This window comes from Pelomonas margarita (assembly GCF_043555875.1).
Taxonomy (GTDB): Bacteria; Pseudomonadota; Gammaproteobacteria; order Burkholderiales; family Burkholderiaceae_C; genus Pelomonas; species Pelomonas margarita.
Map to the genome: position 1 here is coordinate 236,561 of NZ_JBIGHW010000007.1, position 25,892 is coordinate 262,452.

At 71.3% G+C, this 25,892-nt stretch carries 26 protein-coding genes; 16 read left to right on the plus strand and 10 right to left on the minus strand.

Annotated elements, in window-relative coordinates:
• Positions 1-41: 41 nt before the first annotated feature.
• Genes ACG0Z3_RS14660 through ACG0Z3_RS14670 form a run of 3 tightly spaced genes read right to left on the minus strand, consistent with a single transcriptional unit; the run spans position 42 to position 2,457 of the window.
• Entirely contained in the window at positions 42-1,250 is a 1,209-nt protein-coding gene (locus tag ACG0Z3_RS14660) for an aminotransferase-like domain-containing protein (protein WP_394398655.1), read from the minus strand.
• Positions 1,247-1,549: a DUF2917 domain-containing protein gene (locus ACG0Z3_RS14665; protein ID WP_394398657.1), complete on the minus strand. Its 303-nt coding sequence runs from the start codon at positions 1,547-1,549 to the stop codon at positions 1,247-1,249. Before ACG0Z3_RS14665 ends, ACG0Z3_RS14660 begins: the two co-directional genes overlap by 4 nt.
• Positions 1,546-2,457, minus strand: a complete 912-nt coding sequence (locus ACG0Z3_RS14670; protein WP_394398659.1) for a DMT family transporter — start codon at positions 2,455-2,457, stop codon at positions 1,546-1,548. The genes ACG0Z3_RS14665 and ACG0Z3_RS14670 overlap by 4 nt, the downstream gene beginning before the upstream one ends.
• An 82-nt stretch (positions 2,458-2,539) precedes the next feature.
• On the opposite strand from ACG0Z3_RS14670, the gene ACG0Z3_RS14675 reads away from it, so the two are divergent.
• Positions 2,540-3,976, plus strand: coding sequence for an aminotransferase-like domain-containing protein (locus ACG0Z3_RS14675; RefSeq protein ID WP_394398661.1), 1,437 nt, complete (start codon positions 2,540-2,542; stop codon positions 3,974-3,976).
• A 123-nt stretch (positions 3,977-4,099) separates the two neighbouring features.
• A complete protein-coding gene (locus ACG0Z3_RS14680; protein ID WP_394398663.1) occupies positions 4,100-4,708 on the plus strand; it encodes a response regulator in 609 nt (202 codons plus the stop codon).
• Here ACG0Z3_RS14680 and ACG0Z3_RS14685 read toward each other — a convergent pair.
• Positions 4,696-5,097 carry a RidA family protein gene (locus ACG0Z3_RS14685; protein ID WP_394398665.1) on the minus strand — a complete coding sequence of 134 codons (402 nt, stop codon included), beginning with the start codon at positions 5,095-5,097 and terminating at the stop codon, positions 4,696-4,698. The genes ACG0Z3_RS14680 and ACG0Z3_RS14685 overlap by 13 nt on opposite strands.
• Positions 5,098-5,178: 81 nt before the next feature.
• Here ACG0Z3_RS14685 and ACG0Z3_RS14690 point away from each other — a divergent pair, with 81 nt between their 5' ends.
• Positions 5,179-6,432: an alanine racemase gene (locus tag ACG0Z3_RS14690; protein ID WP_394398667.1), complete on the plus strand. Its 1,254-nt coding sequence runs from the start codon at positions 5,179-5,181 to the stop codon at positions 6,430-6,432.
• The gene (locus ACG0Z3_RS14695; protein WP_394398669.1) at positions 6,432-7,850 is read left to right on the plus strand and encodes an N-acyl-D-amino-acid deacylase family protein; all 1,419 of its coding nucleotides are present in this window, start codon (positions 6,432-6,434) and stop codon (positions 7,848-7,850) included. Before ACG0Z3_RS14690 ends, ACG0Z3_RS14695 begins: the two co-directional genes overlap by 1 nt.
• A gap of 221 nt (positions 7,851-8,071) precedes the next feature.
• Here ACG0Z3_RS14695 and ACG0Z3_RS14700 read toward each other — a convergent pair whose 3' ends face one another.
• The gene (locus ACG0Z3_RS14700; protein WP_394398671.1) at positions 8,072-8,320 is read right to left on the minus strand and encodes a hypothetical protein; all 249 of its coding nucleotides are present in this window, start codon (positions 8,318-8,320) and stop codon (positions 8,072-8,074) included.
• 357 nt (positions 8,321-8,677) lie between these two features.
• Between ACG0Z3_RS14700 and ACG0Z3_RS14705 the strand changes: the two genes are divergently transcribed.
• Together ACG0Z3_RS14705 and ACG0Z3_RS14710 are read left to right on the plus strand one after the other, a co-directional pair.
• Entirely contained in the window at positions 8,678-9,160 is a 483-nt protein-coding gene (locus tag ACG0Z3_RS14705; RefSeq protein WP_394398673.1) for a GreA/GreB family elongation factor, read from the plus strand.
• A gap of 16 nt (positions 9,161-9,176) precedes the next feature.
• Complete coding sequence (locus ACG0Z3_RS14710; RefSeq protein WP_394398675.1) at positions 9,177-9,857, plus strand: glutathione S-transferase; 681 nt, start codon at positions 9,177-9,179, stop codon at positions 9,855-9,857.
• Between the two features lie 4 nt (positions 9,858-9,861).
• Here ACG0Z3_RS14710 and ACG0Z3_RS14715 read toward each other — a convergent pair whose 3' ends face one another.
• Positions 9,862-11,235, minus strand: coding sequence for a sensor histidine kinase (locus ACG0Z3_RS14715; RefSeq protein WP_394398677.1), 1,374 nt, complete (start codon positions 11,233-11,235; stop codon positions 9,862-9,864).
• A gap of 70 nt (positions 11,236-11,305) precedes the next feature.
• Positions 11,306-11,971 (minus strand): response regulator transcription factor, encoded by a 666-nt coding sequence (locus ACG0Z3_RS14720; protein ID WP_394398679.1) that lies wholly within the window; start codon positions 11,969-11,971, stop codon positions 11,306-11,308.
• Positions 11,972-12,079: 108 nt separating this feature from the next.
• Here ACG0Z3_RS14720 and ACG0Z3_RS14725 point away from each other — a divergent pair, with 108 nt between their 5' ends.
• From ACG0Z3_RS14725 to ACG0Z3_RS14750, 6 genes are all read left to right on the plus strand, one after another.
• Positions 12,080-12,772: a chitinase gene (locus ACG0Z3_RS14725; RefSeq protein WP_394398681.1), complete on the plus strand. Its 693-nt coding sequence runs from the start codon at positions 12,080-12,082 to the stop codon at positions 12,770-12,772.
• A 41-nt stretch (positions 12,773-12,813) separates the two neighbouring features.
• Complete coding sequence (locus ACG0Z3_RS14730) at positions 12,814-15,618, plus strand: TonB-dependent receptor (protein WP_394398683.1); 2,805 nt, start codon at positions 12,814-12,816, stop codon at positions 15,616-15,618.
• A gap of 231 nt (positions 15,619-15,849) precedes the next feature.
• A complete protein-coding gene (locus ACG0Z3_RS14735) occupies positions 15,850-16,983 on the plus strand; it encodes a DUF5009 domain-containing protein (protein ID WP_394398685.1) in 1,134 nt (377 codons plus the stop codon).
• 12 nt (positions 16,984-16,995) lie between these two features.
• On the plus strand, positions 16,996-18,102 hold the full coding sequence (locus ACG0Z3_RS14740; RefSeq protein ID WP_394398687.1) for a lactonase family protein: 1,107 nt from the start codon (positions 16,996-16,998) through the stop codon (positions 18,100-18,102).
• Between the two features lie 115 nt (positions 18,103-18,217).
• Entirely contained in the window at positions 18,218-18,682 is a 465-nt protein-coding gene (locus ACG0Z3_RS14745) for a CreA family protein (protein WP_394398689.1), read from the plus strand.
• Positions 18,679-19,839 carry a GGDEF domain-containing protein gene (locus tag ACG0Z3_RS14750; RefSeq protein WP_394398691.1) on the plus strand — a complete coding sequence of 387 codons (1,161 nt, stop codon included), beginning with the start codon at positions 18,679-18,681 and terminating at the stop codon, positions 19,837-19,839. Before ACG0Z3_RS14745 ends, ACG0Z3_RS14750 begins: the two co-directional genes overlap by 4 nt.
• A 7-nt stretch (positions 19,840-19,846) precedes the next feature.
• Here the strand turns inward: ACG0Z3_RS14750 and ACG0Z3_RS14755 are convergent, their stop codons facing one another.
• The 3 genes from ACG0Z3_RS14755 to ACG0Z3_RS14765 form a co-directional block, all read right to left on the minus strand.
• Positions 19,847-20,875 (minus strand): hypothetical protein, encoded by a 1,029-nt coding sequence (locus tag ACG0Z3_RS14755; protein WP_394398693.1) that lies wholly within the window; start codon positions 20,873-20,875, stop codon positions 19,847-19,849.
• Complete coding sequence (locus ACG0Z3_RS14760; protein ID WP_394398695.1) at positions 20,866-22,083, minus strand: hypothetical protein; 1,218 nt, start codon at positions 22,081-22,083, stop codon at positions 20,866-20,868. The genes ACG0Z3_RS14755 and ACG0Z3_RS14760 overlap by 10 nt, the downstream gene beginning before the upstream one ends.
• Positions 22,084-22,200: 117 nt before the next feature.
• A complete protein-coding gene (locus ACG0Z3_RS14765; protein WP_268166985.1) occupies positions 22,201-22,851 on the minus strand; it encodes a response regulator in 651 nt (216 codons plus the stop codon).
• 195 nt (positions 22,852-23,046) lie between these two features.
• Between ACG0Z3_RS14765 and ACG0Z3_RS14770 the strand changes: the two genes are divergently transcribed.
• The 4 genes from ACG0Z3_RS14770 (at position 23,047) to ACG0Z3_RS14785 (ending at position 25,882) form a co-directional block, all read left to right on the plus strand.
• Positions 23,047-23,370 carry a BON domain-containing protein gene (locus ACG0Z3_RS14770; RefSeq protein WP_268166984.1) on the plus strand — a complete coding sequence of 108 codons (324 nt, stop codon included), beginning with the start codon at positions 23,047-23,049 and terminating at the stop codon, positions 23,368-23,370.
• A 137-nt stretch (positions 23,371-23,507) separates the two neighbouring features.
• On the plus strand, positions 23,508-23,903 hold the full coding sequence (locus ACG0Z3_RS14775) for a response regulator transcription factor (RefSeq protein ID WP_394398698.1): 396 nt from the start codon (positions 23,508-23,510) through the stop codon (positions 23,901-23,903).
• Between the two features lie 7 nt (positions 23,904-23,910).
• A complete protein-coding gene (locus ACG0Z3_RS14780; protein WP_394398700.1) occupies positions 23,911-25,299 on the plus strand; it encodes a CHASE3 domain-containing protein in 1,389 nt (462 codons plus the stop codon).
• Positions 25,300-25,399: 100 nt separating this feature from the next.
• Entirely contained in the window at positions 25,400-25,882 is a 483-nt protein-coding gene (locus tag ACG0Z3_RS14785) for a hypothetical protein (protein WP_394398702.1), read from the plus strand.
• The last annotated feature ends 10 nt before the right edge of the window (positions 25,883-25,892 follow it).

Genomic DNA, 25,892 nt, shown 5'->3' on the forward strand with positions numbered 1-25,892 from the left:
CAGGCGGGAGCGAGCTTGCTTGAGGCAGCCCGGCGCGGCGCTCATGGCGCATGCTCCGTGGCCGACTCCAGCGCCTCGTGCAGCAGCCGGCCCAGCTTCTCCACGCCCTCGCGGATGAGGTCGGGCGTCAACGTCACGAAGGACAGTCGCAGCGTGCGCGGGTCGGGCTGCTGGGCATAGAAGGCCGCGCCGGGCACGAAGGCCACGCCTGCGTCCACCGCGCGCGGCAGCAGGGCCATCGCGTCCAGGCCGGCAGGCAGGCGGATCCAGAAGAACATGCCGCCGGCCGGCGACTGCCAGTCGCAACCCGCCGGCAGGTGCTCGCGCAGCGCCTCGGCCATCGCATCCCGGTTGGCCTTGTAGAGCGCGCGGATGGAAGGAACATGCTGCTCCAGAAAGCCGTCTTTCACCACCTCGTGCACCACGCGCTGGTTGAAGCCCGGCGTGTGCAGGTCAGCCGCCTGCTTGGCCTGCAGCAGCTTGGGGTACAGCTCGCGCGGCGCGATGAGGTAGCCCAGCCGGAAACCCGGCGTCAGCACCTTGGAGAACGAGCCCAGGTACAGCGAACCCTCGGGCCACAGGCTGGACAGCGATGCCGGCGGCGGCTCGTCGAACCACAGGTCGCCATAGGGGTTGTCCTCGACGAAGGGCACGTTGGCCCGGCGCAGCGCCTCCACCACATCCACGCGGCGCTGTGCGCCCATCACGCGCCCCGTCGGGTTCTGGTAATTGGGCAGCAGGTAGGCGAAGCGGGTGCCCGGTGCGTCATGCGGCAACTGCCGAATAGCTTCCGGGCGCGGCCCTTCGTGGTCGCTATCCAGGCTGGCGAACAGCGGCTCGAAAGGCGTGAAGGCCTGCAGCGCGCCGAGGTAGGTGGGCGTCTCCACGGCCACCGGTGCACCGGCGTCGCAGAGGATCTTGCCCACCAGGTCCAGGCCCTGCTGCGAGCCGCTGGTGATCAGCACCTGGTCCGGCGACACCGTCATGCCCAGCGACGCCGCCCGCGCCGCCACCCATTCGCGCAGCGGCGCGTAGCCCTCGCTGGCGGCGTACTGCAGCGACTCGCGCGGCGTGTGCGTCAGCACGCGGTCACAGGCGGCCTTGATCGCGTCGACGGGAAAGGTGTCTGCGCTGGGCAGGCCGCCGGCCATGGACAGGATGCCCGGCTTCTCGGTGACCTTGAGGATCTCCCGGATGATGGACGGGTTCATGCGCGCGGCACGGCGCGCCTGGGTCCAGATGGTGCTCATGAGGTGATGACGCCAAATTTGAAAACGGGCAGCCTAGCACTGGCCCGCGCCGGGCTCGGGCGCGGAACGGCCGGCTGCAGCAATTGAAAAGACGCCTCGGGCCAGGCCTCGGCCACGGCCTGGGTGCCGGCCGGCAGCGTCAGCCCGTCACCGGCGCTCAGCCAGTGATCCGCGGTGCTGCCGGTCAGCGTCACCCACAGCCGCCCCTGCGTGACAACCAGCCGCCGCGCGCTGCGCGTGGCGGCCAGCGTCAGCGCCTGGCCGGTGCCGAGTTGTGTCGTGAAACATCGATCCGTCATGGGCCCTCCCGAACATCCACTGGCTGACGCTTGCCCACCCACACCACCGCCAGCACGGCGGCCGCGAACAGCAGCGTCATCGCGTCCAGCCGCTCGCCGAGCAGGGGCACGGCCAGCAGCATGGACAGAAACGGTTGCAGCACCTGCACCTGGCTCACACGCAGCGTGCCGCCCAGCGCCAGCGCGCGATACCAGGCAAAGAAGCCGATCCACATCGACACCAGCGACACATAGGCGAAGCCCAGCCACGCCGACGCCGCCACCGGCGCCACGGGCCGCGTGAACACGGCCACCGGTACCGTGAGCGGCAGGCTCAGCACCAGCACCCAGCAGATCACCTGCTCCGCCGTCAGGGCAACTGACAAGCGAGCGCCACTCACATAACCCGCCGACGCGCAGACCACGGCACCCAGCAGCAACGCGTCGGCGACTTCCAGCCCGCCCGCGCCGCGCCAGGCGGCAAAGACGATCACCAGCGCCAGCCCCGCCAGCGCGCAGACCCAGAAGCCCGCACTGGGCCGCTGACGCAGAACCGCCGCCGCGATGACGGCCGTGGCCAGCGGCAGCACGCCGGAGACAACCGACGCATGCACGGCATCCACCTGCCGCACTGCCAACCCCAGCAACACCGGCCAGCCGAACACGACGCCGGCCGCCGTGAAGGCCAGCAGCGCCCACTCTCGCCCGCGCGGCCGCCGCGCGCCGGTGGCGGCCAGGTAGACCGCCGACAGCACGCCCGCCACCGCCGCGCGGCCGAAGGCGACGAACACCGGGTCGAGCTGCGGCGCCTCGGCGCTGCCACCGGCCAGCCGCGTCATCGGGATGCTGAGCGCGAACATGAACACGCCCGCCACGCCCAGCAGCAGGCCGCGCGCGGTGTCAGACGACGTCGTGGTGGAGAGGGGCAACCCGGGCATATGCTCAGTCTAGGCACAGCAACCAGTACAGAACCAGTACAGTATGTCAACCACAGCCTGAATCTGTACTGCCATGCCCACCGGTACACCCTCGCCCCTGCAGCGCGACGCCAGCCAGCCTCTGGCCGGCCAGTTGGCCGAGCGCTACGCCCAGCGCATCCGCGAGCGCCTGCTGCTGCCCGGCGCACGCCTGCCCTCCGTGCGCGACTGTGCGCGCCAGCACGGCGTCAGCCCGCACACCGTCGTCGCGGCCTACGACCAGTTGCAGGCCGCCGGCCTGGTGGAGGCGCGGCGGCAACGCGGCTTTTTCGTGCGCGAAACGCGGCCGCCAGCCACCACCGCCCGGGCCGCGCGGCCTGCCAGCGCCCTGCCCCGCCAGGCCCCGGTGGACGCGACGGCGTTGATCCGCGGCATGTTCGAGGCCGATGCCGCCCGCTCGCCGGGCCTGGGCACGCTGCCCGCCGACTGGCTGGACCCGACGCTGCTGCAGTCGGCGCTGCGCCGGCTCAGCAGCGACACCGCGGTGCAGATGAGCTACGGCGACCCCAGCGGTGACGAGCGGCTGCGCGTGGCGCTGTCGCAGCGACTGGCCGACCTGGGCATCCACGCCGGCCCGGCACAGATCCTCACCACGAATGGCGCCACGCATGCGCTGGACCTGCTCATCCGCACCCAGCTGCAGCCCGGCGACGCGGTGCTGGTGGACGACCCCGGCTGGTCCGTCATCTTTGCGCGCCTGACGCAGGCCGGCATCCGGCTGCTGCCCGTGCCGCGCGGCCCGGCCGGCCCGGATCTGGCCGTGCTGGCCGCGCTGGCCGCCCAGCACGCGCCCCGCGCCTACCTGACGGTGTCGGTGCTGCACAACCCCACCGGCCACAGCCTGGACCTCGCCACCGCCCACCAGCTGCTGCGCCTGGCCGACGAGCACGACTTTCTCGTCATCGAGGACGACAGCTACGGCTTCCTGGCCCCCGAGCACCTGCCACGGCTCGCCGCGCTGGACGGGCTGCGCCGCGTCGTCTACGTGGGCGGCTTCTCGAAAGTGCTGACGCCGGCCTGGCGCGTGGGCTACCTGGCGGCCGCGCCCGAGCGGCTGACGGCACTGACGGACACCAAGCTGCTAGACGGCCTGACCAGCTCGCCCGTGCTGGAGCGCGCCGTCGCGCTGTGCCTGGAGCAAGGCCGGCTGCGCCGCCACGCGCAGCGGCTGCGCGAGCGGCTGGGCGCAGCCCGGCAGCGCGTCGCGGCGCTGGCGGCCCGGCAGGGCTTTCAGTGGGCCACGCCGCCCGACGGCCTGTTCGGCTGGCTGGACACCGGCGTGGACACCGAACGCCTGGCCCAGCCGCTGCTGGACGCCGGCTGGCTGACGGCGCCCGGCGCGCTGTTCAGCGCCACGCGCCGGCCCGGCTCGCTGATGCGCGTGAACATGGCCACCTCGCTGGACCCTGCCTTCTGGCGGCAGCTGCGCGCCTGCGTGGACGAGCTCCAGCGCCGGCCGGCGCCGGGCTGAAGTTGGCCTGCAAAAAAAGCGCGGCAGCAGGCGGTTTGTCACAGGATGCAACCGCGGCGGCCCGCAGAATCGCGCCCGATGCGCTGTCAGTGATCCGCAGCGCACAGTGACAAGAACGATCCCGTGAAATTCCTCGTCGTTGACCCGCTGGCTGGCGTCCAGACCTTCGCCCGACAACTGCTGCAAAGCCATGGCTTCGCGCCCGAACACATCCTGTGCTGCGCCGACACCGACACGGCCCTGGCCCAGGGGCTGGCGTTCAAGCCGCAATTCATCATCACCGACTGGTTCGGCAAGTCCACGCTGAGTGGACTCCAGCTATTCCAGCGCCTGCGCGACGTGCAACCCACGCTGCAGCTGTCGCTGCTGAGCTTCGAGGTGAAGCCCGAGCACGAGTTCGAGGCCGAGGCGCTCGGCGCGCATTTCGTGCTGAAGAAACCGTTCACGGCCGACCAGCTCAAGACCGCCGTGACCCGCGCGCTGAACACGCTGGCCAAGACGTCACCCGACCTGCACCGCGAACTGCGCGACACCATGCGCAGCACCCGGGCGGCGGCACGGCCTGTGCTGCCCGCGCGGCCGCCCGAGCCCGTCATCAAGCCCGGCGACAAGGTGCGCTACCAGGGCCATGTGCACGTGGCCCAGCACGTCATCCACCGCCAGGGCGAGACGGTAGTACAGCTCAAGGGGCAGCCGGCCTTCGTGCCGGTGACCAAGCTTCAGCCGGCCTGAACCGGCTTGTAGGCCACCACGTCGATCTCCACCTTGGCCGGGATCATCAACCGCGACTCCACGGTGGAGCGCGCCGGCTTGCCGCCGGGAAAGTAGCCCATGTAGACGCGGTTGAAGGCGCCGAAGTCGCGCGCGTCCTCCAGCCACACGCTGGCCTTGCAGACGTCCGCCAGCGTGGCGCCGGCCAGCGCGAGCGCGGCCTCCAGGTTGGCGAACACCTGGCGCGTCTGCGCCTCGATGCCGCCATCGACGATGTGGCCCTGCGCATCCACCGGCACCTGGCCGGACACGTAGACGAAGTCCCCCGCGCGTACGGCGGGCGAGAGCGGGCGGGGCTGGCGGTCGCTGGCGGTGGGCTCGGCGCCGAGGAAGGTCAGTAAGGAGGTCATGGCGGCAGTCTGGTGGGCCCGCTCGGCACGCGCAAGCGCACCCTTTAGACGACCTTCAGACAGCACCGCGATGATGGCGCCATGAACCCCGCCGACACACTGGGCCCGTGGCTCAAGGGCTTCCCCGCCACCGAGCCGCCGCTGCCGCTGGCCGACGTGGCGCAGCGCGGCTGGCAGCTGGCCGAACTGCCCACGCCGCTGGCCGTCGTGCGCCAGGCCGCGCTGGCGCACAACATCGACTGGATGCAGCGCTTCGCGACCGAGCGCGGCGTGCAGCTCGCGCCGCATGGCAAGACGACGATGAGCCCGCAGCTGTTCCGCCGCCAGCTGGACGCCGGCGCCTGGGGGCTGACGTTTGCCAACGTGCACCAGCTGCGCCTGGGCCTCGCGGCGGGCGCGCGGCGGGCGCTGATCGCCAACCAGCTCGTCAGCCGCGCCGACCTGGCCGAACTGCTGGCGCTGCGCCGCGCGCATGCCGGGCTGGAGCTGGCCTTCTTCGTGGACTCGCCAGCGCAGCTGGACCTGATCGCGGCGCACTGGCCGGGCGGCAACGAAGAGAAGCTCGACGTGCTGATCGAACTCGGCACCACGCGCTGCGGCGTTCGTGATCACGCGCAAGCCCTGGCGCTGGCCCGCGCGCTGCAGCACCACCCGGCGCTGCGGCTGCGCGGCATCGGCTTCTACGAGGGCCTGCAGGTGCTGGGCGAGACCGGCCCCGACACGGCGCTGATGCAGCAGTGGCAGGCGCGCGTCGAGGCGCTGCTGGCCGACATCGAGGCCGAGGGCCTGCTCGGCGTGCAGCCACTGTGGCTCAGCGGCGGCGGCTCGGCGCTGTTCGACCTCGTCGCACCGGTGCTGCAGGGGCGACCCGGCCCCACACCGAGACTGGGCCTGCTGCGCTCGGGCTGCTACGTGTGCCACGACCATGCGCACTACGGCCGCTACGTCGGCGTCATCGACGAGCGCCTGGGCAGCGCCAGCCTGCAGCCCGCGCTGGAGGTGTGGACGCAGGTGCTGTCCACCCCCGAGCCCGGCCTGGCGCTGCTGAACGCCGGCCGGCGCGATGTGTCCTTCGACCAGGGCTGGCCGCTGCCCGTGTGGCGCGTGGAGAACGGCCAGCGCACGGCGGCGCCCGCCGGCTGGCAGGTCACCGGGCTGAACGACCAGCACGCCTACCTGCGCTGGGACCCGCTCGAATGCGACGGCCCGGTCGTGGGCGAGCGCGTGGCGCTGGGCCCGTCGCACCCCTGCACCACCTTCGACAAATGGGCCTGGCTGGCCGTCGTGGACGAGAACGACCGCGTCGTCGACGCGATCACCACGCACTTCGCGTGATGCTGCTGCAAGGCGCACTCATCGTCGACGGCAGCGGCGCACCGGGCTGGACGGGCGACCTGCTGATCACCGGAGACCGCATCGCGGCACTGGCGCCGCAGCTGGATGTCGACGCCGCCGTGCCGCGCCGCGACTGCCGCGGCCTGGTGCTGGCGCCCGGCTTCATCGACGCGCACAGCCACGACGACGCCGCGCTGCTGGCCACGCCCGCGATGGCGCCCAAGCTCACGCAGGGCGTGACGACGGTCGTGACCGGCAACTGCGGCCTCTCGCTGTCGCCGCTGGTGACGGCCGACCCGCCGCCGCCGCTGAACCTGCTGGCGCGCGAGCACTTCCGCCACGCGTCCTTCGCCGCCTGGCGCGCCGCCGTGGACGCCGCCCGGCCCGCCGTCAATGCCGTGGGCCTGGTAGGCCACACGGCGCTGCGGCTGCGCTGCATGACCGACCTGTCGCGCCCCGCCACACCCGCCGAGCGCGGCGCGATGTGCGCGCTGCTGGACGACGCGATGCGCGAAGGCGCGGCAGGTCTGTCCTCGGGCACCTTCTACGCACCCGCCGCCGCAGCGGACAACGAAGAACTGCTGGCGCTGGCCCGCGTCGCCGCACGGCACGGAGGCGTCTACGCCGTGCACCTTCGCGACGAGATGGCCGGCGTGCTCGGCGCCATCACCGAGGCCGCCGACTGCGCGCACGCGGCCGGCCTGCCGCTGGTGATCTCGCACCACAAATGCGCCGGCCGCGCGCAGTGGGGCCGCAGCCTGCAGACGCTGGCGCTAATCGAGCGGCTCAGCCAGCGCCAGGCGCTGGGGCTGGACGTCTACCCGTATCTCGCCGGCTCCACCGTGCTGCGCGAGGACCTGGCCGACGGCGCGACGCCCATCCGCCTGACCTGGAGCGAGGCCCACCCCGAACTGGCCGGCCGCTGGCTGGCCGACATCGCCCGCGACTGGGGCTGCAGCGAGCCCGCGGCCGTGGCGCGGCTGCAGCCGGGCGGCGCCTGCTACTTCCAGATGTGCGATGCCGACGTGGACCGCATCCTCACGCACCCGCTGGCCATGATCGGCTCCGACGGCCTGCCGCACGACCGCTTCCCGCACCCGCGGCTCTGGGGCGCCTTCCCGCGCGTGTGGGCCCGCTACGGCCGCGAGCGCGGCCTGCTGACGCTGGAGGCCGCCGTGCACAAGATGACCGGGCTGACGGCGGCCCGCTTCGGCTTGCGCGACCGCGGCCTGCTGCGCGCGAGCGCCGCGGCCGACCTGGTGTTGTTCAACGCCGACCAACTGGCCGACCGGGCCGACTACGGCCAGCCCTGCGAGGCCGCGGCGGGCATCGCGGCGATGTGGGTCAATGGGGCGCTGGCGCTAGAGGCCGGCACGCCGCAAGCGCGCGCCGGGCGGGTGCTTGGGCGGAGCGAGTAGATAGGTCAGCTGCGCTGGCGTTGGACGCGGTGGACTCAGCGAGGTAGCTGCTTCGCAGCGGCTGCCATCCTTCGACTTGTCGAACTCGACGCCCTGAAGCGGTCGTTCAACGTCAAAGTTCAGGGCGCGCGCTTGGCGTTGCCGAAGCGCGCAGTGGTGGAGGCACCCCATGCAACGCCCATTAAGGCGCTGGTGGATGGAGAACGAAGCATGGCTGGCATTCAAACCGACAAGCTCTCTACCGCCTGCTTGGCTGCCTTAAGGGATGTCTGATGAATCTCTCGGTGGCAGCGAATGGCCTCAACCTTGTAGCCACTCTTCAGCAAGCGCATCACGTCCGCATCCGAGGCTTGACCCGATTGTGGATAGACGCCCTGTTTGCGAAGTTGGTGGACGCGCAATGAGGCATAGGCCTGGGCGAGGACTACGCCAAGAAGTAGCCCGGCAGCGAGGATAAGTAGGCCATCCATGTGTTTCTCCCAATTTCTTTGACGCTCGCTCGTGGAACATAACGTATTAGCCGTAAGCGATCAATTACCCACGTCCTTGAGGCCAGGACGATGAGCTGACAGGCTACGTCCCCACTTAACGACTGAAGTGGGGACGTATGTCTGGAGATCGGGAGGCCCTCAAGCGGCGCCTTGTGTTGCGCCACAAGCCCGGTGGGCGCTGCGTGTACGACCTGAGGCACGGGCGGCCATCGATGTATCCCGCCTGACACGGACGCGACAGCCTCCCCGCATCCGGCGGCAGGCCCGCGCGACCGCCGCCGAAGCGCCTTCACAATCACGCCGCCCCGCTTGTTCGAGCCCTCCCAACCTTTCCCCATGGACAAACTTTTGTTGCAACAGCAGGTGCTGGACCGGCTCGCCGAAGACCTGTTGCAAGCCGAACGCGCCGCGCAGCTCGCGCATGAAACGGCGACGCACGAAGAGAACATCGCCGAGAACAAGTACGACACGTTGGGCCTGGAAGCGGCCTACCTGGCCACCGGCCAGGCGCGCCGCGCGCAGGCCATTCGCGCGGCGATGTCCCACTGGCGCCAGTTCCGCCCCGGCGCCTACGACGCCGGCAAGGGCATACAGCTGGGCACGCTGGCCTGCCTCGTCGATGCCGACGACCGGCAGCAACAGCTGTTCCTCGGCCCGCCCGGTGGCAGCATGAGCGTGGCCAGCGGCGATCAGGTCGTTCAGGTGATCAGCAGCGAGGCCCCGTTGGGCGCGGCCATGCTGGGCAAGTGCGAGGGTGACGAGGTGTCGCTGCAGGTGGGCGGGGCGCGGCAGCAGTTCGAGGTGCTGTGGGCACGTTGACGGTCACGCCGGGGCCATGACCGCACACGCGCCACACTTGTCCGGCGGACCGCCGTTGCCGCGGCTCTACACCTTCCGGCGCTGCCCTTACGCGATGCGCGCCCGCATGGCGCTGCTGCAGGCCGGGCAGGACGTTGAGGCGGTGGAGGTGAGCCTGCGCGCCAAGCCGGCCAGCCTGCTGGCGGTGTCGCCCAAGGGCACGGTGCCCGTGCTGCTGTTGCCCGATGGCCGCGTGATCGAGGAGAGCTGGGACATCATGCGCTGGGCACTGGCACCGCGCGATGCACGGGGCGGGTGGGCGCGGTCGCAGTCGCCCGAGAACCTGGCGCTGCTGCAGCGCAATGACGGCGACTTCAAGCGCCACCTGGACCGCTGGAAATACCCGCAGCGCTACCCGGGCGAGTTGCTGGCACCCGACGCCCACCGCGACGGCGCGGTGGACGCCCTGCTGCGCCCGCTGGAGGCCCGGCTGCACAACGCGCCCTACCTGGGCGGCGACACGCCGTGCGCCACCGACCTGGCCGTGATGCCCTTCGTGCGCCAGTTCGCCGCAGTGGACCCGGCCTGGTTCGCAACGCTGGATCTGCCGTCCGTGCGGGGCTGGCTGAACGGCTGGCTGGCGCACCCGCTGTTCGTGGCCTGCATGGTCAAGCTGCCGGCGCACGGCGTGCATCGCTTGCCGCTGCTCAGCCCCTGACTGCTCAGCCCTCACCTCGCGGGAAGCTGACCTGCACCGTCAGCCCACGCCCTTGCGGCCCGTCCAGCAAGGCCACCGTGGCGCCGTGCTGCGCGGCGGCCCGCTCGACGATGGTGAGCCCCAGGCCGCTGCCATGGCAGGGCTGGCCGCCGGCCAGGCGCACGAAACGCTCGAAGACGCGCTCGCGCAGTTCGGCCGGGATGCCGGGGCCTTGGTCGCTACAGGTCAGCACGACCTGCTCGCCCACGTCCGCCAGCGTCACGGTCACGTGGCCGCCGGCCGGGGAGTACTTGACGGCGTTGTCGACGAGGTTGTCGATCAGGCTGCACAGGGACTCGCGGTTCAGCCACATCGTGATCTGTTCGGGCGCCTCCAGCGCCAGCTCGATCTGCCGCTGCAGCGCCAGCCCGACGGCCAGCGCCACGCGCTCGCGCACGAGGTCCACGAGGTCGTGCCGGGTCTTGCTGAGGTCCAGCGTGTCGGCGCCGGAGCGGGCCAGCGCCAACAGCTGGTGCACGGTGTGCGTGGCGCGCTGCACGCCCAGGCGCAGACGCTCGCGCGACTCGTCGCGGGCACGCGGGTCGGGCTGATCCAGCCCTTCGGCGCCAAGCTGGATGACGGCCAGCGGCGTCTTGAGCTCGTGAGCAGCATCGGCAAGGAACTCGTGTTCGCGGTCCAGCCGCTGCTGCAGCCGCGCCATCAGCGAGTTGACGGCGCCCACCAGCGGCGCCAGCTCCACGTAGCGCGTGGCGGGCAGCGGCGTCAGGTCTTGCGCCGAGCGCGCCGAGATCTGCGCGCCGATGCGCTGCAGCGGCGCAAAGCCCAGGCGGAACAACAGCCACAGCGGCAGCGCCAGCAGCGGCAGGCCGTACAGCAGCGGGCGGGCGTAGTAGCTCAGGCCGGCGAGGCTGAAATGCCAGTCGCCGGGGCGCTCCTGCCAGCGGCGCACGACCAGCTCTCGTGCAGCGTCGCTGACCTCGGTATAGAGCCAGCGCTCGTCCTGGCCCGGCACGCTCTCCTGCGGCAGCACACGGTCGCGGCCGGTGAGGTCGGGTTTCAGCTCGGACAGCACCACGTCGCGCCGGATGACCTGCAGCAGCCGGAACGGCGTGCGGTGGCCCTTGAGCCGCCACTCGCGCTCGCGCATGCCCTCCAGCGCCTGCAGCGCCTGGGCCAGCGCTGCGGGGTCGACATGGGTGTCGCGCGCGCGCTCCAGCGCCAGCTCGGCCCACAGCATGTTCTCGGCCTGGCCGTTCTTCACCTGCAGCACGCGGATGTCGATGAGCTCACGCGCGACGAGGAACAGCCAGCACAGGAACAGCACGGCAAAGACCGCGCCGAGGCTGCGCCGGAACAGGGAACGGGGTGCGGTGCTCATGTGGGCAGGGCGGGTTCCGACTCGCCGGGTTGCTGGCGTTGGCGGGTCGCGACCCGCCCTACAGGCGATCTCAATTGCCACGCTCGACGAGGTAGCCCACGCCGCGCACGGTGCGGATGTAGCCCTCGCCGATCTTGCGGCGCAAGTTGGAGATGTGCACGTCCAGGCTGCGGCCGTCCATCTGGCAGGGCGCGCGGTTCTCCAGCTGGCGACGGGTGACGACGCGGTCAGGCAGCTTGATCAGCGTCAGCAGGATGGTGAATTCGGTGCGCGACAGCGGCACGCGCTCCACGCCACGGCGCACCTCCATGCGCGGCTCATCCAGCACCAGGTCGCGCAGCTGCCATTCGGCGGGCTGGGCCTCGGCGCCATCGCCCTGGGTGCGGCGCACCACGGCACGCAGCCGCGCCAGCAGCTCGGAACCGGCGAAGGGCTTGACGAGATAGTCGTCGGCGCCGCCGTCCAGGCCGTCAAGCCGGTCCTCGATGGCGTCGCGCGCGGTGATGACGATGAGCGGCAGCTTGCGGTGGCTACGGCGCAGCACGCGCAGCAACTCCATGCCGTCGCCGTCGGGCAGGCCCAGGTCCATGACGACGGCGTCGAAACCGCCCTCGGCGATCCACAGCCGCGCGTCGGCGATGCGGCGCAGCCACATCACTTCGTGGTCGGCGTTCTGCAGCAGGGCCTGCAGCGAGCGGCCCAGCTCCAGATCGTCCTCAAGCAAGCAGATTCGCATGGCCGCGATTCTGGCGCCGGGCGCGTTAAGACGGCCTTAACAAGGCGTTGAAGCAGCGCTTAGGCGCACGGGCGGACAGTCGCTGCCAGTCCTGCAACGAACCGTCACATGATTCGTGTACTCGCCCGCCTGTCGCTTGCGCTGCTGCCGCTGACAGCTGCCGCCGACGCCTCGCCGTTCCTGCCCAGCCGGGCGCAGTTCGATGCGCTGTTCCCGGAGCGCATCGCGTTCTACAGCTACGAGGGTTTCACCGAGGCGGTGCGCCAGACGCCCGGCTTCGCGGACTGGGGCAGCCCGGTACAGCGGCGCCAGGAGATGGCGGCCTTCCTGGGCCAGATCGCCCACGAGAGCGACCAGCTGCGCGCGCAGCGCGAGTACAAGCGCGCTAACTGGGACAAGTACTGCCGCGACGACGCGCGCCTGTCCTGCGCGCCGGGCCAGCAGTACTACGGCCGCGGCCCCATCCAGCTGAGCTGGAACTACCAGTACAAGGCAGCCGGCGACTTTCTCGGCATCGACCTGTGGAGCGACCCCGACCGCGTGGCGCGCGACTCCACGGTCGCCTGGCGCACGGCGCTGTGGTACTGGATGACGCAGCCCGGCGAGTCGCCCCAGGCCTCGCACGCGGCCATCCGCAGTGGCGCCGGCTTCGGCGCGACGACCCGCGCCATCAACGGCCCGCTGGAGTGCGACAAGCCCGACAGCCCCGACGCCCGGCGCAAGAACGCGCGCCGCGCCGATTTCTACAAGCACGCCAGCGACCTGTTCGGCGTGCCCTTGCTGCACCCGCTCGGGTGCTGATCCTGCCCCTGCTCGCCCTGTAACCCCGGAGAAAGAGAATCATGAGGAAGCATTCAAGCCCCCGCCCGACGGCCATCGCAGCCGCCGCCATGCTGCTGACCGCACTCCCCGCGCTGGCGCAGGAGGCCCCCAAGAAAAAGACGGAGTCCCTGGAGGCCGTCGTCGTCACCGGCATCCGCGCCAGCATGGAGAAGTCCCTGCAGACCAAGCGAAATGCCGACGCCATCGTCGACGTCATCACCGCCGAGGACGTGGGCAAGCTGCCCGCCACCAACGTCGCCGAGGCACTGACCACCATCCCCGGCGTCACCATCGACAAGGCCTTCGGCCAGGGCGAGAAGGTGTCCATCCTGGGCACCGACCCGGCCCTCAACCGCACGCTGATCAATGGCCAGACCATCGCCTCGGCCGACTGGTTCATCGCCGATCAGCCCGGCCGCACCTTCAACTACTCACTGCTGGCCCCGCAGCTGATCAACAAGGTCGAGGTCTACAAGTCGCCCGAAGCCTGGCTGGACGAGGGCTCCATCGGCGGGACGGTGAACATCTCCACCCGCAAGCCGCTGGAGCAGAAGGCGCTCACGCTGGCAGCGTCGGTCGGCTATCTCTACAACGACCGCATTGGCAAGGGCAAGCCCACGGTGGCCGGCCTGGTCGGCTGGCGCAACGAGGCCAAGACCTTCGGGGCCATCTTCTCGGTCCAGCGCTCGGAAGAAGGAATCCGCCGTGACGGCGTGGAGTCGTACGGCACCGTCAAGGGCAGCGACTACATCAACGGCAGTGGCGGTGGCGGCTCCATCAACAACCTGCCGACCGACTGGTCCGTCGCTCCCAACCCGGACGGCAGCCAGCCCAAGAAGCCGGCCTCCTGCGTCGGCAGCTGCGCCACCACGCTGCTGGCCAACCCGAACGCCGTCGGCCCCAACTCCATCAGCGCGCACTACTTCGAGCAGACCCGTAAGCGCGACACGCTGTCGCTGTCGCTGCAAGCCCGCGCCACCGACAAGCTGGACTTCGAGTTCAACGCGCTGGACGTGAAGGCCGGCTACGACAACCGCAGCCACTCGATGTTCGCCTTCCAGGGCAATGCCTGGAACGGCCTCATGAAGATGACCGACCTGGCCGTGGACGGTGGCGTCATCACCAAGGGCACGTTCAAGAACGCGCTGATGGTGTACGACCTGATCGACCGCAAGGCGACGGTGGACACCAACTCGTACGACATCAAGGGCAACTACAAGGACGACCGCTGGTTCGCCTCCTTTCACGCCGGCACCTCCAAGGCCACCGGCGGCACCAAGCTGCAGGTCTATGGCGAGTTCCTGAACTGGTCCGACTACAGCTACGACATCAGCAGCGGCACCCCCAAGCTGAGCATCACCGGCGTGAACCCGCTGAAGGACCCGAATGCCTTCCAGATCGACGGCGGCTGGGGCTCCGACCCCACCAAGAAGGAAACCTGGAATACCGGCTGGGGCGGCAACATCGTCTTCAAGCCGACGGTGGACAAGGAAGAGTTCATCCAGGTGGACGGCGGCCTGAAGTTCGAAGGCCCCATCTACCAGCTGCGCTTCGGCATCAAGCACCGCGAGCACAACACCACGCAGACCATGGGCGGCGTGTCGCTGGCCTCGGTGAGCACGTACGGCGACGCCAAGGCCAGCCAGTTCTCGCCCAAGCCGCTGCCGGGCAACTACCTCAGCGGCTTCGGCAACGTCGGCGACCTGAGCAACCGCTACACCATCGACGGCGAGGCGCTGGCCGGCTACATCACCAGCGGCAAGTGGCTGGCCCCGTGGCAGACCATGCCGCAGCCCGCCACGTTCAACGACCCGTCCTTCGTCGCCAACACCTGGTCGGTCAAGGAAGTGGTGGACGCCGCCTACGTGCAGGCCGACTACGCCCTCGACGCGCTGCGCGGCAACTTCGGCGTGCGCGTCGTGGACACCACGTCCAACAGCGGCGGCTGGGCCTGCTCGGTGTCCACGGGCCAGGCCTGCCCGGCCGACAAGTACGTGCCGACGAACGTGCAGAAGAACTACCGCAACTTCCTGCCCAACCTGAACGTCGCCTACGAGCTGAACAGCAACCTCGTGCTGCGCGCCTCGGCCGCCAAGGTCATGTCGCGCCCGAACTACGGCGACATGTCCAGCTACCTGTGGATCGGCGACCAGACCAAGACCGGCGGCGGCGGCAACCCCGACCTCAAGCCCTACAAGTCCACCAACCTGGACTTCTCGGCCGAGTGGTACTTCGCCAAGAACGCCATCCTGGCCGGCACGATCTTCAACAAGAAGGTCACCGACTACGTGCTCGTCACGACCAAGCCCGAAACGCATTACAACCAGTTCGAACGCCAGAACACCACCTACGCCGTCTCGCGCCCGAACAACGCCGGCAGCGCCACCATCAAGGGAGCCAGCCTGGCTTTCCAGGCCAACATCGGCTGGGGCTTCGGCGCGCTGACGACCTACACGTTCTCGGACACCACCTCCAGCCAGGCCAACTCGCACCTGCCGTTCAACTCCAAGCACCAGTACAGCCTGAGCCCGTTTTATGAAAGCGACCGCTTCAGCGCCCGCGTGACGTACACCTACCGCTCCAAGTACTACACGCAGGCCGACCGCGGCAACTTCCTGGTCACCGACGGCAGCAAGGATCTCGCCGCCAGCGCCAACGTGAAGCTGACCAACCAACTCAGCCTGGGCCTGGACGCGATGAACCTGCTGGACAGCGAGTACCGCAACTACGCGGACGTGGGCGGCATCGCCAACACCGAGTTGCTGACCCGTGGCATCTACCGAACCGGCAAGCGTTACCAGGCCGTGCTGCGGTACAGCTATTGACCCCTCGCCCGGTCGAGCCCGCTGAACGCGGCTCGCCCAGTCGGTCCCCCGAGTGGACGGCGATGCTTGCGGCATTGAGCCGCAAGCACATCGCCAGACGGGCCGGCTTGGGAGCGGCCCGGCGCTCGGCCCGCACGACGGGGCCGGCCTCCTCTCCTCGTGTTGGCAGTCTCCTGCCTCACTTCGGGCGGCCCGCAAGGGTCGCCCTTTTTTGCCTTGTAATCGCGCCCCATGACTGCAAGCGCCTCCGCTCCGCCCCGCCTCGTGGGTATCGACCTGCTGCGTGGCCTCACCGTCGCCGTGATGATCCTCGTCAACGAATGGGCCGGCGTGGCCGGGCTGCCCGCGTGGCTGAAGCACATGCCGGCCGACGCCGATGCGATGAGCGTCGTGGACATGGTGTTCCCGGCCTTCCTGTTCATCGTCGGCCTGTCGCTGCCCATGGCGCTGCAGGCGCGGCTGGACGCCGCCGGCCGCCGCGGCGCGCTGCAGCACGTGGCCGAGCGAACGCTGGCGCTGCTGGTCGCCGGGTTGTTCATGGTGAATGCCGAGATGGCGCCGGCCGGCTTCAATGCCGCCGGCTGGCTGCTGGCCGCCTTCGCCGCCATCTTTCTGATGTGGGGCAGCGTGCGCGGCGGGCCGCCGCTGCCCTGGCCGTGGCGTCTGGTGGGCCTCGCGCTGCTGGGCGCGTGCAATGGCTACTACCCCGGCGGCATGGCCGTGCACTGGTGGGGCATCCTGGGCATGATCGGCTGGGCCTACGGGCTGGCGGCGCTGCTGTTCGTGCTGGCCGGGCGCGACGCACGGCTGCCGCTGGCGCTGGCGGGCCTGGCCGGCTGCGTGGCCTGGTACGCCTGGGCGGCGCCGCAACTCGGCGGCGGCGCGCACGCCACGCACACGGCGCTGGTGCTGGCCGGCTTGGCCACTGCCGTGCTGCTGCACGACCCGCAGCACATGCTCGCGCCCGACCGCGCCACCCGCGCCGCGCTGCTGCTGGCCTTCCTGCTGCTGGCCGTGGGCTTCAGCCTGCGGCCGCACTTCGCGCTGTCCAAGATCCACGCCACGCCCAGCTGGGGCCTGGTGTGCGCAGGTGCCACGCTGCTGCTGTATCTCATCGTGCGCCCGCTGGCCGAGGCCGCCCTCGGCCGCGCCGCGCTGACGCTGCTGGGCGATGCCGCCCGCCACCCGCTGCTGGCCTACCTGCTGCCCTTCGTCATCGGCGCGCTGCTGGCGCTGGCCGGCTGGACCTGGCCGGCGGCGCTGTCCAGCGGCGCGGCCGGCCTTGCACGCGGCGTGGCCCTGCTGGCAGGCGTGCTCGTGCTGCTGCGGTTGTTGCTGCGTGCAGGCCTGCGGCTCAAACTCTGACCCATCTGTCCCATGCTGCGACGCCACCTGCTGACCCTGCCCGCCTTGCTGCCCATGACCGCCCTCGCCGCCCCGTCCGCCCGCTTCGTGCATGTGGGTACCTACGCGCCCGGCGGGCAAGGCCTGTACAGCTTCGCCATCGCGGCCGACGGCGCGCTGCGGCCGCTGCGCGTCACTGCCAACTCTGGCAGCCCCAGCTGGCTGGCCTCCGACGGCCGGCGCCTCTACGCCGCCGAGGAAGGCACCCACCATGTGGCCGTCTACACGCAGGACGACGCCGGCCAGCTGACGCTGCTGCAGCGCGAGCCCAGCGGCGGCCAGGGGCCCTGCCAGTTGTCCCTCGCCGCCGGCCGCGTGTGGGTGGCGCATTACGGCGACGCCCGATTCGCCGCGCTGCCGCTGCAGGCCGACGGCCGCCTTGGTACGGCCGCCAGCTGGCCCAGCTGCAGCAGCGATTGCCGCCCCGGCCCCACGCGCGCCGTCAAGGCGCCGCCCGGCAGCCAGGCCCACAGCGGCCATGACGCACCGCATGCCCACATGATCCAGGCCAGCCCCGACGGCCGCTGGCTGCTGGGCACCGACCTGGGCCGCGACCGCCTGCTCGTCTGGCCGCTGACCGACGCCACGCCGGGCGCGCCCGTGCAGGAGCTGGCCCTCAGCCCCGGCTCGGGCCCGCGCCACTTCGTGTTCCACCCGCAGGACGCCGGCCTCGTTTACGTGCTGCAGGAGGAATCGTCCACGCTGTCCACCGTCGCGCTCGGCGCCGACGGGGCGCGGGTGCTGGACGAGGTCTCCGTGCTGCCCGACGGCTTCGCCGGCACCAGCTTCGCGTCCGACCTGCTCGTCGCGCCCGGCGGCCGCCACCTCTACGCGCTGAACCGGCTGCACGACAGCATCGCCGTGCTGTCACTGGCTCGCCCGCGCAGCCCGCGCCTGCTGGACCACCACTGGGTGCGCGGCAGCTTCCCTCGCAGCGCCTGCATCGCCGGCCAGCACCTGTACGTGTGCAACCAGCGCAGCGACCAGCTCAGCCACTTCAGCCTGGGCCACCCGGAGTCGCCGCGCTTCACCGGCCGGCAGACCGGCGTGCCCAGCCCAGCCGGCGCCTGCGCCATGTAGGGCGGGTCGCGACCCGCCGTCCGCGCGAGCCCCTTCCCGTCGCCGTCTGCCGCTGCCGAACGGCGGGGCACGACCCGCCCTACACCCGTCTTCGCAGCCGCGTAGACTGCCTCACATGAAGCCCACCGCCCTGCTCCTCCTGCTGCTCGCCACCACGGCCCAGGCCGAGCCCCTGGGTTCGGTGGACACCGCCTTCAAGCTCATCGGCCCCGACCACAAGATCGTCGTCGACGCCTACGACGATCCCAAGGTGCAGGGCGTCACCTGCTACGTGTCCCGGGCCAAGACCGGCGGCATCAGCGGCGCCATCGGCCTGGCCGAGGACAAGGCCGAGGCCTCCATCGCCTGTCGCCAGGTCGGCCCCATCGCCATCAAGCAACCGCTGCCGCGGCAGGAAGAGGTGTTCAACGAGCGCATCTCGCTGGTGTTCAAGAAGCTGCGCATCGTGCGCATGGTCGATGCCCAGCGCAACACGCTGGTCTACCTGACCTACTCCGACCGCCTCATCGACGGTTCGCCCAAGAACAGCGTCACGGCCGTGCCGGTCGCGCGCGAGACGGCCATCCCGCTGCGCCCATGAGCTGGACCGACGCCCTCTTCGCGCTGCTGCCGCTGCAGGCGCTGGCGGCGGCCTTGGTGCTGATGGCCTTCATCGGCTGGCGCCATGCCAACGCGGGGGGGCGCTGGTCACAGCTGGGCCTGCTGGCGCTGGGCCTGGGACTGACGCTGGCCTGCTCCGCATGGACGCAGCACCTGCCGCTGGCGCCGCGCGCGCTGCACAGCCTGGGCCTGGCGCTGGTGAGCCTGGGCGTGAGCGCGCTGTGGTGGGCCGCCGGCCTGTGGCTGATGCCGCACCGCGGCCGCTGGCTGATGGGGGCCGCGCCGCTGCTGCTGGGCACCGGCCATGCGGTGCTGTGGCCACAGCCCGAGCAGGCTCGCACGCTGGCCGACCTCGTGCTCGCCGCCCAGCTCGCCGCGCTGGGCGTTGCGCTGACGCTGCCCGGCCGTGAGCAGGTGCTGCACGGGCTGCACAACCGCCGCTGGCGGCTGTTGGGCCTGAGCGCCGTGCTGCCGCTGCTGGTGGCCATGCTGGCGCGGGCCGGCGCCACGCTGCTGGGCCACGGCGGGCCCTGGCCTGATCTGCTGCTGGCCGTGACCGGCCAGTTGGCGCTGCTGCTGGCCCTGCCCCTGCTGCTGCTGGCCTGGCGCGGCCAGACCGAGGCCGAGCTGGCGCGGCTGGCCCAGACCGACGGCCTCACCGGCCTGGCCGACCGCAGTGCCTTCCAGGCACGCTCGGTGGACTTCATCGCGATGGCCCGGCGCTTCGACGAGCCGCTGGCGCTGGTGCTGCTGGACCTGGACGACTTCCCGGCGCTGCGGGCCGAGCACGGCCCGGAGCTCGCCGACCGCGCACTGGCCTTGTTCGCCAGCTGCGTGCAGACGCAGATGCGGCTGGGCGACCTGGCCGGCCGCCTGGCCGGCGAGCAGTGCGGCGTGCTGATGGCGCGCTGCCTGCCCGAAGGCCCGCAGGCGCTGGACGCGCGGCTGCGCGCCGCGCTGGCCGAGCGCGCCCCGGCCGAGCTGGGCCTGGCGCTGTCGTACAGCGCCGGCTGGGCCCGGCTGCGCCCCGGCGACCGCGGCCTGCCCGACCTGCTGCGCCGCGCCGAGACGGCGCTCTACGAAGCCCGCCGCGCCGGCGGCGGCCTGCTGGCGGCCGAGCCGGGCGTGGCGGATTGAGCGTCTTTCAGCCCTGCAGCGCCCAGCGCTTGCAGGACTGGTGGTTGCGCTGGCCGGTTGGGCCCCAGGCGTCGGCGTCCACGGCGCTGCCCACGGCCTCCAGCGCCGGCACCGCCGTCTCGCGGTCCTTCACCATGCAGGCGAAGTAGGCGAGCCGGTTCTGCCAGTAGCGGCTCCTGGGTGACTCTTCCAGGATGGCGCGCAGACCATCGCGCATCAGCGGCCAGCGCGCCGCCGTGCCCTCGAACAGCGACTGCTCGTAGTCGCCGTCCGTGGCCGCGTTGTAGAGGCGCACATAGCGGCGCAGCGCGTCCTTCTCGGGCAGGCCCTTCATGGACTCGCGCACCCAGCGCTCCAGCGCATCGGGGTCGCCGCCCCACTTGGGCAGCAGGCTGGGCACGGCGGCCAGGTAGACGCAGTCATCAGTCGCATGCTGGCGCAGGCCCTTGCGCGCGATCTCCAGCTGTTGCCGCAGGCCGACGTTCATGCCGCGCAGCAGCGTCAGCAGCGGGCGGATGTAGAAGTTATCGCGCCCCATCACGTCGCCATGGGCCTTGGCATAGGCCAGCGCGTCGTTGAGCTTGGCCTTGAAGTCGGCGAAGCGCTGGTCAGACACCGTGTTGGCGAAGCCGCCGCCGCGGTGGTACCAGGCCAGCTCCACCAGGGCCTGCAGGTGCACGGCGTGGGCCAGCGGCGACTCGGGCCGGCTGCGCGCCCAGGCCAGCGTGTTGGCCGCCACCGCCTCGCGGTAGGCAACAGCCTCACCCGCGTACGTGCGCCAAATGCCGTGGCCGAAGCGGCAGCTCGCCAGCCCGCCTTCCTCGGCGCGCTGCAGATCCTGCCGGGCGGCCGCGTACAGGCGCTCCAGCTCGTCCCAGTCACCCCAGAACAGCGCCTCGGAGGCGCCGTCGTACACGGTGTCGGCCAGCACGCGCGGCGCGGCGGCGGGCGCGGCCACCGACTGTCCCTGGGCGCCCCAGGCCGACGCGACCAGCAGGCCGGCCAGCGCCGCCAGCTTCCATCGATTCAACGCCATGACAAGCTCCAATGAAACTCCCGCTCCACAGCCTTCAGGCTGCCGTGCTTGGTGGCGGTTGCCGACCAGTCCACCTCGCGCGCCTTGGCCAGGGTCGCCAGCTCCAGCGTGCCCTCGTGCGCAAACGGCCGCACGCCGCGGATGCCGGGCACCTCCACGTCGCGCTTGATGATCCTGGCGCGCACCACGCGCCCCTCGGCGTTCACGTCGGCCTGCACCGTGAACACGCCCCGCGCGCCGAAGAAGGTCGACAGGCTGGGATAGGGGTCGTCATCGCTCGTCTTGGCGGCTGCCTTGCGGCGCTCCTGCCAGACGAAGTCGGCCGCCTGCAAGGCCATGGCCGCGCGAAACTGCGCCGGGCTGGCGCCGGCCCACTGGTGCATGGCACAGCGGGAAGGCGGGTCGGCGATGAAGGGGTCACGGCGGAAGTTGTCTTGGTCGCCCAGGTAGAAGAAGGCCAGCACCGGCGGCAGCGGCGTCGCGGGGGCCTGGCCGGTGGCGCGCAGTTGCAGCAGGGCCTCTTCGGCGGCCAGCGGTTCGGCGTCGCTGACCTGGCGCGGCTGGCCCCAGCGCGCGAGCAGCAAGGCCTCGGCCTGCACGGCCGCCTCGCGCATCTCGGCCGGCAGGCCGCGCAGCCGGGCCAGGCGCATGACCAGCTCGCTGGCATTCGGGCCGACCGGCCGGCACATGCCGGGCTGCTGCAGCATCTGCGCGAGCACGGCATCCTGCTCGGGGCCGAGGCTGTCACGCCCCCACAGGGCGAACTCGTTGGCCAGCCGCGCCAGCATGCGGGCAAAGGCCCGCTGCGGGTGGGGCTGGGCCAGCTCCTCCAGGAACCAGCGCTCCATCAGCGCGCGCACACGCGGCAGGTGCTCGGCCTGCATGGCCTCGGCGGCGGCGCGCGTGCGGGCGTCGAGCTCGTCGCTGGCCAGCACGGTGAAGCGCGGCGCCACGTTGTTCTTGAGCACCCGGTTCATCTCGGCCGGCGCCCAGTCCGGCAGCGTGGGCGCCGGCGGCACGGCGGAAGCTGGCGCGGCCGCAGCGGCGACCTCGTTCGCAACGGGTTTGGCGGCAGGCCGTGCGGCGGGTTTGGCCGCGGGCTTCAGCACCGCCCTGGCCCCGGCGGCCGGCTTGTCGGCTGCCTGCGCGGGCGCCAGGCAACACAGCCACGCGGCCATGCCGACGGCAGCCGCTGTTTTCATGCGCATCTTGTTCTCCCTGATAGCGCCGCGATTGTGGTCAAGCCCGCACGCGCGCGCCTCATGGCTTTCCAGAGCCGGCGCAGTCGCCCGGCTGCGCCGCCAGGCCCAGCGCGGGGGCCTCGCTCACTGGATCAGGCCGTTCTTCAGCGCGTAGTAGGTCAGGTCGCTGTTGGTCGAGAGCTTGAGCTTCTCCAGCACGCGGGTACGGTAGGTGCTGACGGTCTTGACACTGAGGAACAGCGCCTCGGCGATGTGGCCCACGGTCTCGCCCTGCGCCAGGCGCAGGAAGACCTGGAACTCGCGCTCGGACAGCGCCTCGTGCGGCGGCTTGTCCGGCGCGCCAGCGGCACCGCTGCCGCCCACCACGCTGTCGGCCAGCTGCTCGGCGACGGCCGGGCTGATGTAGCGCCGGCCGCGCGACACGAGGCGAATGGCGTCGGCGATCTCCTCGGGGTCGCACTCCTTGTTCAGATAGCCGGCAGCGCCCTGGCGCAGCAGCGTGGTCGCGTAATGCGCCTCGGGAAAGCCGCTGAGGATGAGCACCGGCAGCGCGGGGAAGCGCGCCTTGATGGCGGCCAGCGCGTCCACACCGCTCTGGTCGGGCATGGAGATGTCCAGCAGCAGCACGTCCACGTCGCCACGGCGCGCCATCTCCAGCGCCTCCCGGCCCGTGGCGCCCTCGCCGGTGACGCGCAGGTCCACATGGTCGGACAGGAACTGGCGCAGGCCGGTGCGCACGATGGCGTGGTCGTCAACGATGCCGATGCGGATCATGGAGAGCCTGTGGGTTGGATGCGATCAGGTCAGCGTAGCAGCCGCACCGCGCGACGGGCAGCGGCCGGTGTCCTACAAGCGCGCCGGACATCTCCGACAAGGCCGCCCGCCGCCGGACTATCCCGCCGTCGCCGCGCCGCTCCGATAGTGCAGTCACGGCCCCGTCACGGGCCGCACAACCTCAAGGAGCAACTCATGCTGAACCGCCCCGTCCTGACCCTGGCCCTGTCCGCTGCCCTGCTCGCCACCGTCGGCGCCACCACCGGCTGCGCCGTGGCCCGCGACCAGCAGACCGCCGGCAGCTATATCGACGACGCAACGCTGACCACCCGCGTGAAGGCCAAGTTCGCGGCCGACCCCACCGTCAGCGCATTGGCCATCAGCGTCGAGACGCTGAAGGGCACGGTGCAGCTGTCGGGTTTTGCCAAGAGCGACGCGGAGAAGGCCGTTGCCGGCCGGCTGGCGCGCGAGACCTCGGGCGTCGTGGCCGTGCGCAACGACATCGCCGTGAAGCCGTGAGGGCGGCGCCCGCGCGCGCGTGGCGCGGGCGCCTAGGACAATTCCTACAAAGCAACGCGCCACGCACGCCGCCCGGACCGGCGCCCGCGCGGCCGATACTTGATCCCATCACGCCAAGAACAACTCAGCGCCGGGCCATGCCAGCACTCAAAGCCTTCATCGTCGAGGACAGCCCGGTGATCCTGGAGAACCTGGTGGCCACGCTGGAAGAGCTGGCGCAGGTCGAGGTGGTGGGCGCCGTAGCCGACGAGGCCGAGGCGGTGCGCTGGATGAGCCGCAGTGCCGAGCCCGGGGCCGACCTCGTCATCGTCGACGTGTTCCTACGCTCCGGCACCGGTCTGGGCGTGCTGCAGGCCGCGCAGAAGCTGGGCGTGCGCGCCCGCCGCGTCGTTCTGACCAACTACGCCACGGACGAGATGCGCAAGCGCTGCGCCAGCCTGGGTGCCGAGCGCGTGTTCGACAAGAGCCGCGAGCTGGACGACCTGATTTCCTACTGCGTCGAACTGGCCGACCCCGCGGCCTCGGCGGGCTGAGCGGCCGATGGTGCTGCGCCGCCTGGACCCGCTGCTGACGCGGGCATCGCGCCACCGCGGCGTCGCCGTGCTTGGCGCGGCACTGGCGGCTGCGGCCGTCATGGGCGTCAGCGAGGCCGCGTTCTGGGGCGCCGAGAAGGCGCTGGCGCAGTCCCGCGCCCGCCACCTGGCCCGCGACGACGGCCTGCGACTGCGCTCGCTGCTGACCGCCGCCGAGACCGCGCAACGCGGCTTCCTGCTAACCGGCCGGGAAGACTACCTGGCCCCCGTGCAGCAGGCCGAGCGCGAACTGCCCGGCCTGCTGCAGCGCTTGCACGGCCAGTACGAAAGCTCCGACTGGGCAGCGCTGGCTGCCGACGCCAGCCGCCGCGCCAACGAAAAGCTGTCGGAGCTGCAGTTGGTCATCAAGCTCTACCGCGAGGGCAACACGCCAGGCTGGCAGGCGCTGGTGGAGTCCGACATCGGCCGCGAGAAGATGCAGGCGGTGCGCGACGCCGTCGGCCAGCTGGAGCGGCACGAGCTGCGCCAGATCGCGCAGGAGCGCGAGGCCGTCAACCGCTCGCTGACCTACGGTCGGCTGGGCGTGCATGTGCTGACGGTGCTGAGCCTGGCCGGGCTGGCGGTCTTCCTGTGGCGCAACGAGGCGCTGCACCGCGCCCGCCGCGAGCATGCCGAGGAACTGGCCCAGGAGCGCGACCGACTGGACGGCGAGGTGGCACGCCGCACGTCCGAGCTGACCGAGCTGGCCCGCCACCTGCAGACCGTACGCGAGGACGAGCGCGCCCACCTGGCCCGCGAACTGCACGACGAGCTGGGCGCACTGCTGACCGCGGCGAAGCTGGACGTGGCCCGTATCCGACGCCAGGCCAAGGCCGTACCCGACATCGACGAGCGCCTGCGCCACATGAGCGCGCTGCTGGACCAGGGCATCGCGCTGAAGCGCCGCATCATCGAGGACCTACGGCCCTCGGCGCTGTCCAACCTGGGCCTGATCCCGGCACTGGAGATCCTGGCCACCGAGTTCGCACAGCGCTCGGGCCTGCAACTCAAGCTGGAGCTGGCCGACGTGCCCACCGACGACGCCGACCGCCTGGCGCTGTACCGGCTGGTGCAGGAGGCGCTGACCAACATCCTGCGCCACGCCAAGGCTATGCAGGTGCGCGTGTCGCTGGGCGAGGCGGACGGCTGGCTGCAGCTGCAGATCCGCGACGACGGCCAGGGCTTCAACCCCGAGGCCGTGGGCACCGGCCACCACGGCCTGCTGGGCATGCGCTACCGCATCGAAAGCTTGGGCGGCACGCTGCAGCTGCTGTCCGCGCCGGGCCGGGGCACGTTGGTGCTGGCGCAGCTGCCCAGGCGCCAGGCGCCCGCCGAGACAGCCGAACCGCCCGTGTAGGACAAGGCCTCGGCTGCCGTTTGTTACCACGCCGAGGCCAACGACGGCCCTCCCGCTGACGTTCAATACGCACCGCGGCCCGGCCGCCCAGGAGACTGTCATGAGCATCCGCACCTCCCTCACCCGCTGGCTCGCCCCCGCCCTGCTGGGCCTGGGCAGCCTGAGCACCCTGCCCGCCCAGGCCGGCGATGTCAGCCTGTCCATCGGCTTCAGCCAGCCCGGGGTGTACGGCCGCGTGGACATCGGCCGCTACCCGCCACCGGTGCTGGTGGCACCACAGCCGGTGTATGCGGGCCGGCACGTCTACCGCGAGCCGGTCTACCTGTGGGTGCCGCCCGGCCACCGCCGCGACTGGCGCCGTCACTGCGGCCACTATGGCGCCTGCGGCGCGCCGGTGTACTTCGTGGACGACGGTTGGTATCGCCGCCATGTCGTCGTGCACCGCGACCACGACCGCGGCGGCCACCGCCACCGCTGGGATTCACCGCGCCACGACGACCGCCGTGGCGACGGCCATCACCACCGCCACCACGATCATCCGCATCACCGGGGCGACCGGGGTGACCGAGGCCACCGCGACTGAGCGCATGATG

Excerpts from the sequence above, each read along its gene's own strand:
- ACG0Z3_RS14660 (WP_394398655.1), bottom strand. The coding sequence starts at position 1,250 with ATGAGCACCATCTGGACCCAGGCGCGCCGTGCCGCGCGCATGAACCCG.
- ACG0Z3_RS14665 (WP_394398657.1), bottom strand. The coding sequence starts at position 1,549 with ATGACGGATCGATGTTTCACGACACAACTCGGCACCGGCCAGGCGCTG.
- ACG0Z3_RS14675 (WP_394398661.1), top strand. The coding sequence starts at position 2,540 with ATGCCCACCGGTACACCCTCGCCCCTGCAGCGCGACGCCAGCCAGCCT.
- ACG0Z3_RS14685 (WP_394398665.1), bottom strand. The coding sequence starts at position 5,097 with ATGACCTCCTTACTGACCTTCCTCGGCGCCGAGCCCACCGCCAGCGAC.
- ACG0Z3_RS14690 (WP_394398667.1), top strand. The coding sequence starts at position 5,179 with ATGAACCCCGCCGACACACTGGGCCCGTGGCTCAAGGGCTTCCCCGCC.
- ACG0Z3_RS14695 (WP_394398669.1), top strand. The coding sequence starts at position 6,432 with ATGCTGCTGCAAGGCGCACTCATCGTCGACGGCAGCGGCGCACCGGGC.
- ACG0Z3_RS14700 (WP_394398671.1), bottom strand. The coding sequence starts at position 8,320 with ATGGATGGCCTACTTATCCTCGCTGCCGGGCTACTTCTTGGCGTAGTC.
- ACG0Z3_RS14705 (WP_394398673.1), top strand. The coding sequence starts at position 8,678 with ATGGACAAACTTTTGTTGCAACAGCAGGTGCTGGACCGGCTCGCCGAA.
- ACG0Z3_RS14710 (WP_394398675.1), top strand. The coding sequence starts at position 9,177 with ATGACCGCACACGCGCCACACTTGTCCGGCGGACCGCCGTTGCCGCGG.
- ACG0Z3_RS14715 (WP_394398677.1), bottom strand. The coding sequence starts at position 11,235 with ATGAGCACCGCACCCCGTTCCCTGTTCCGGCGCAGCCTCGGCGCGGTC.
- ACG0Z3_RS14720 (WP_394398679.1), bottom strand. The coding sequence starts at position 11,971 with ATGCGAATCTGCTTGCTTGAGGACGATCTGGAGCTGGGCCGCTCGCTG.
- ACG0Z3_RS14725 (WP_394398681.1), top strand. The coding sequence starts at position 12,080 with ATGATTCGTGTACTCGCCCGCCTGTCGCTTGCGCTGCTGCCGCTGACA.
- ACG0Z3_RS14730 (WP_394398683.1), top strand. The coding sequence starts at position 12,814 with ATGAGGAAGCATTCAAGCCCCCGCCCGACGGCCATCGCAGCCGCCGCC.
- ACG0Z3_RS14735 (WP_394398685.1), top strand. The coding sequence starts at position 15,850 with ATGACTGCAAGCGCCTCCGCTCCGCCCCGCCTCGTGGGTATCGACCTG.
- ACG0Z3_RS14740 (WP_394398687.1), top strand. The coding sequence starts at position 16,996 with ATGCTGCGACGCCACCTGCTGACCCTGCCCGCCTTGCTGCCCATGACC.
- ACG0Z3_RS14745 (WP_394398689.1), top strand. The coding sequence starts at position 18,218 with ATGAAGCCCACCGCCCTGCTCCTCCTGCTGCTCGCCACCACGGCCCAG.
- ACG0Z3_RS14750 (WP_394398691.1), top strand. The coding sequence starts at position 18,679 with ATGAGCTGGACCGACGCCCTCTTCGCGCTGCTGCCGCTGCAGGCGCTG.
- ACG0Z3_RS14755 (WP_394398693.1), bottom strand. The coding sequence starts at position 20,875 with ATGGCGTTGAATCGATGGAAGCTGGCGGCGCTGGCCGGCCTGCTGGTC.
- ACG0Z3_RS14760 (WP_394398695.1), bottom strand. The coding sequence starts at position 22,083 with ATGCGCATGAAAACAGCGGCTGCCGTCGGCATGGCCGCGTGGCTGTGT.
- ACG0Z3_RS14765 (WP_268166985.1), bottom strand. The coding sequence starts at position 22,851 with ATGATCCGCATCGGCATCGTTGACGACCACGCCATCGTGCGCACCGGC.
- ACG0Z3_RS14770 (WP_268166984.1), top strand. The coding sequence starts at position 23,047 with ATGCTGAACCGCCCCGTCCTGACCCTGGCCCTGTCCGCTGCCCTGCTC.
- ACG0Z3_RS14775 (WP_394398698.1), top strand. The coding sequence starts at position 23,508 with ATGCCAGCACTCAAAGCCTTCATCGTCGAGGACAGCCCGGTGATCCTG.
- ACG0Z3_RS14780 (WP_394398700.1), top strand. The coding sequence starts at position 23,911 with ATGGTGCTGCGCCGCCTGGACCCGCTGCTGACGCGGGCATCGCGCCAC.
- ACG0Z3_RS14785 (WP_394398702.1), top strand. The coding sequence starts at position 25,400 with ATGAGCATCCGCACCTCCCTCACCCGCTGGCTCGCCCCCGCCCTGCTG.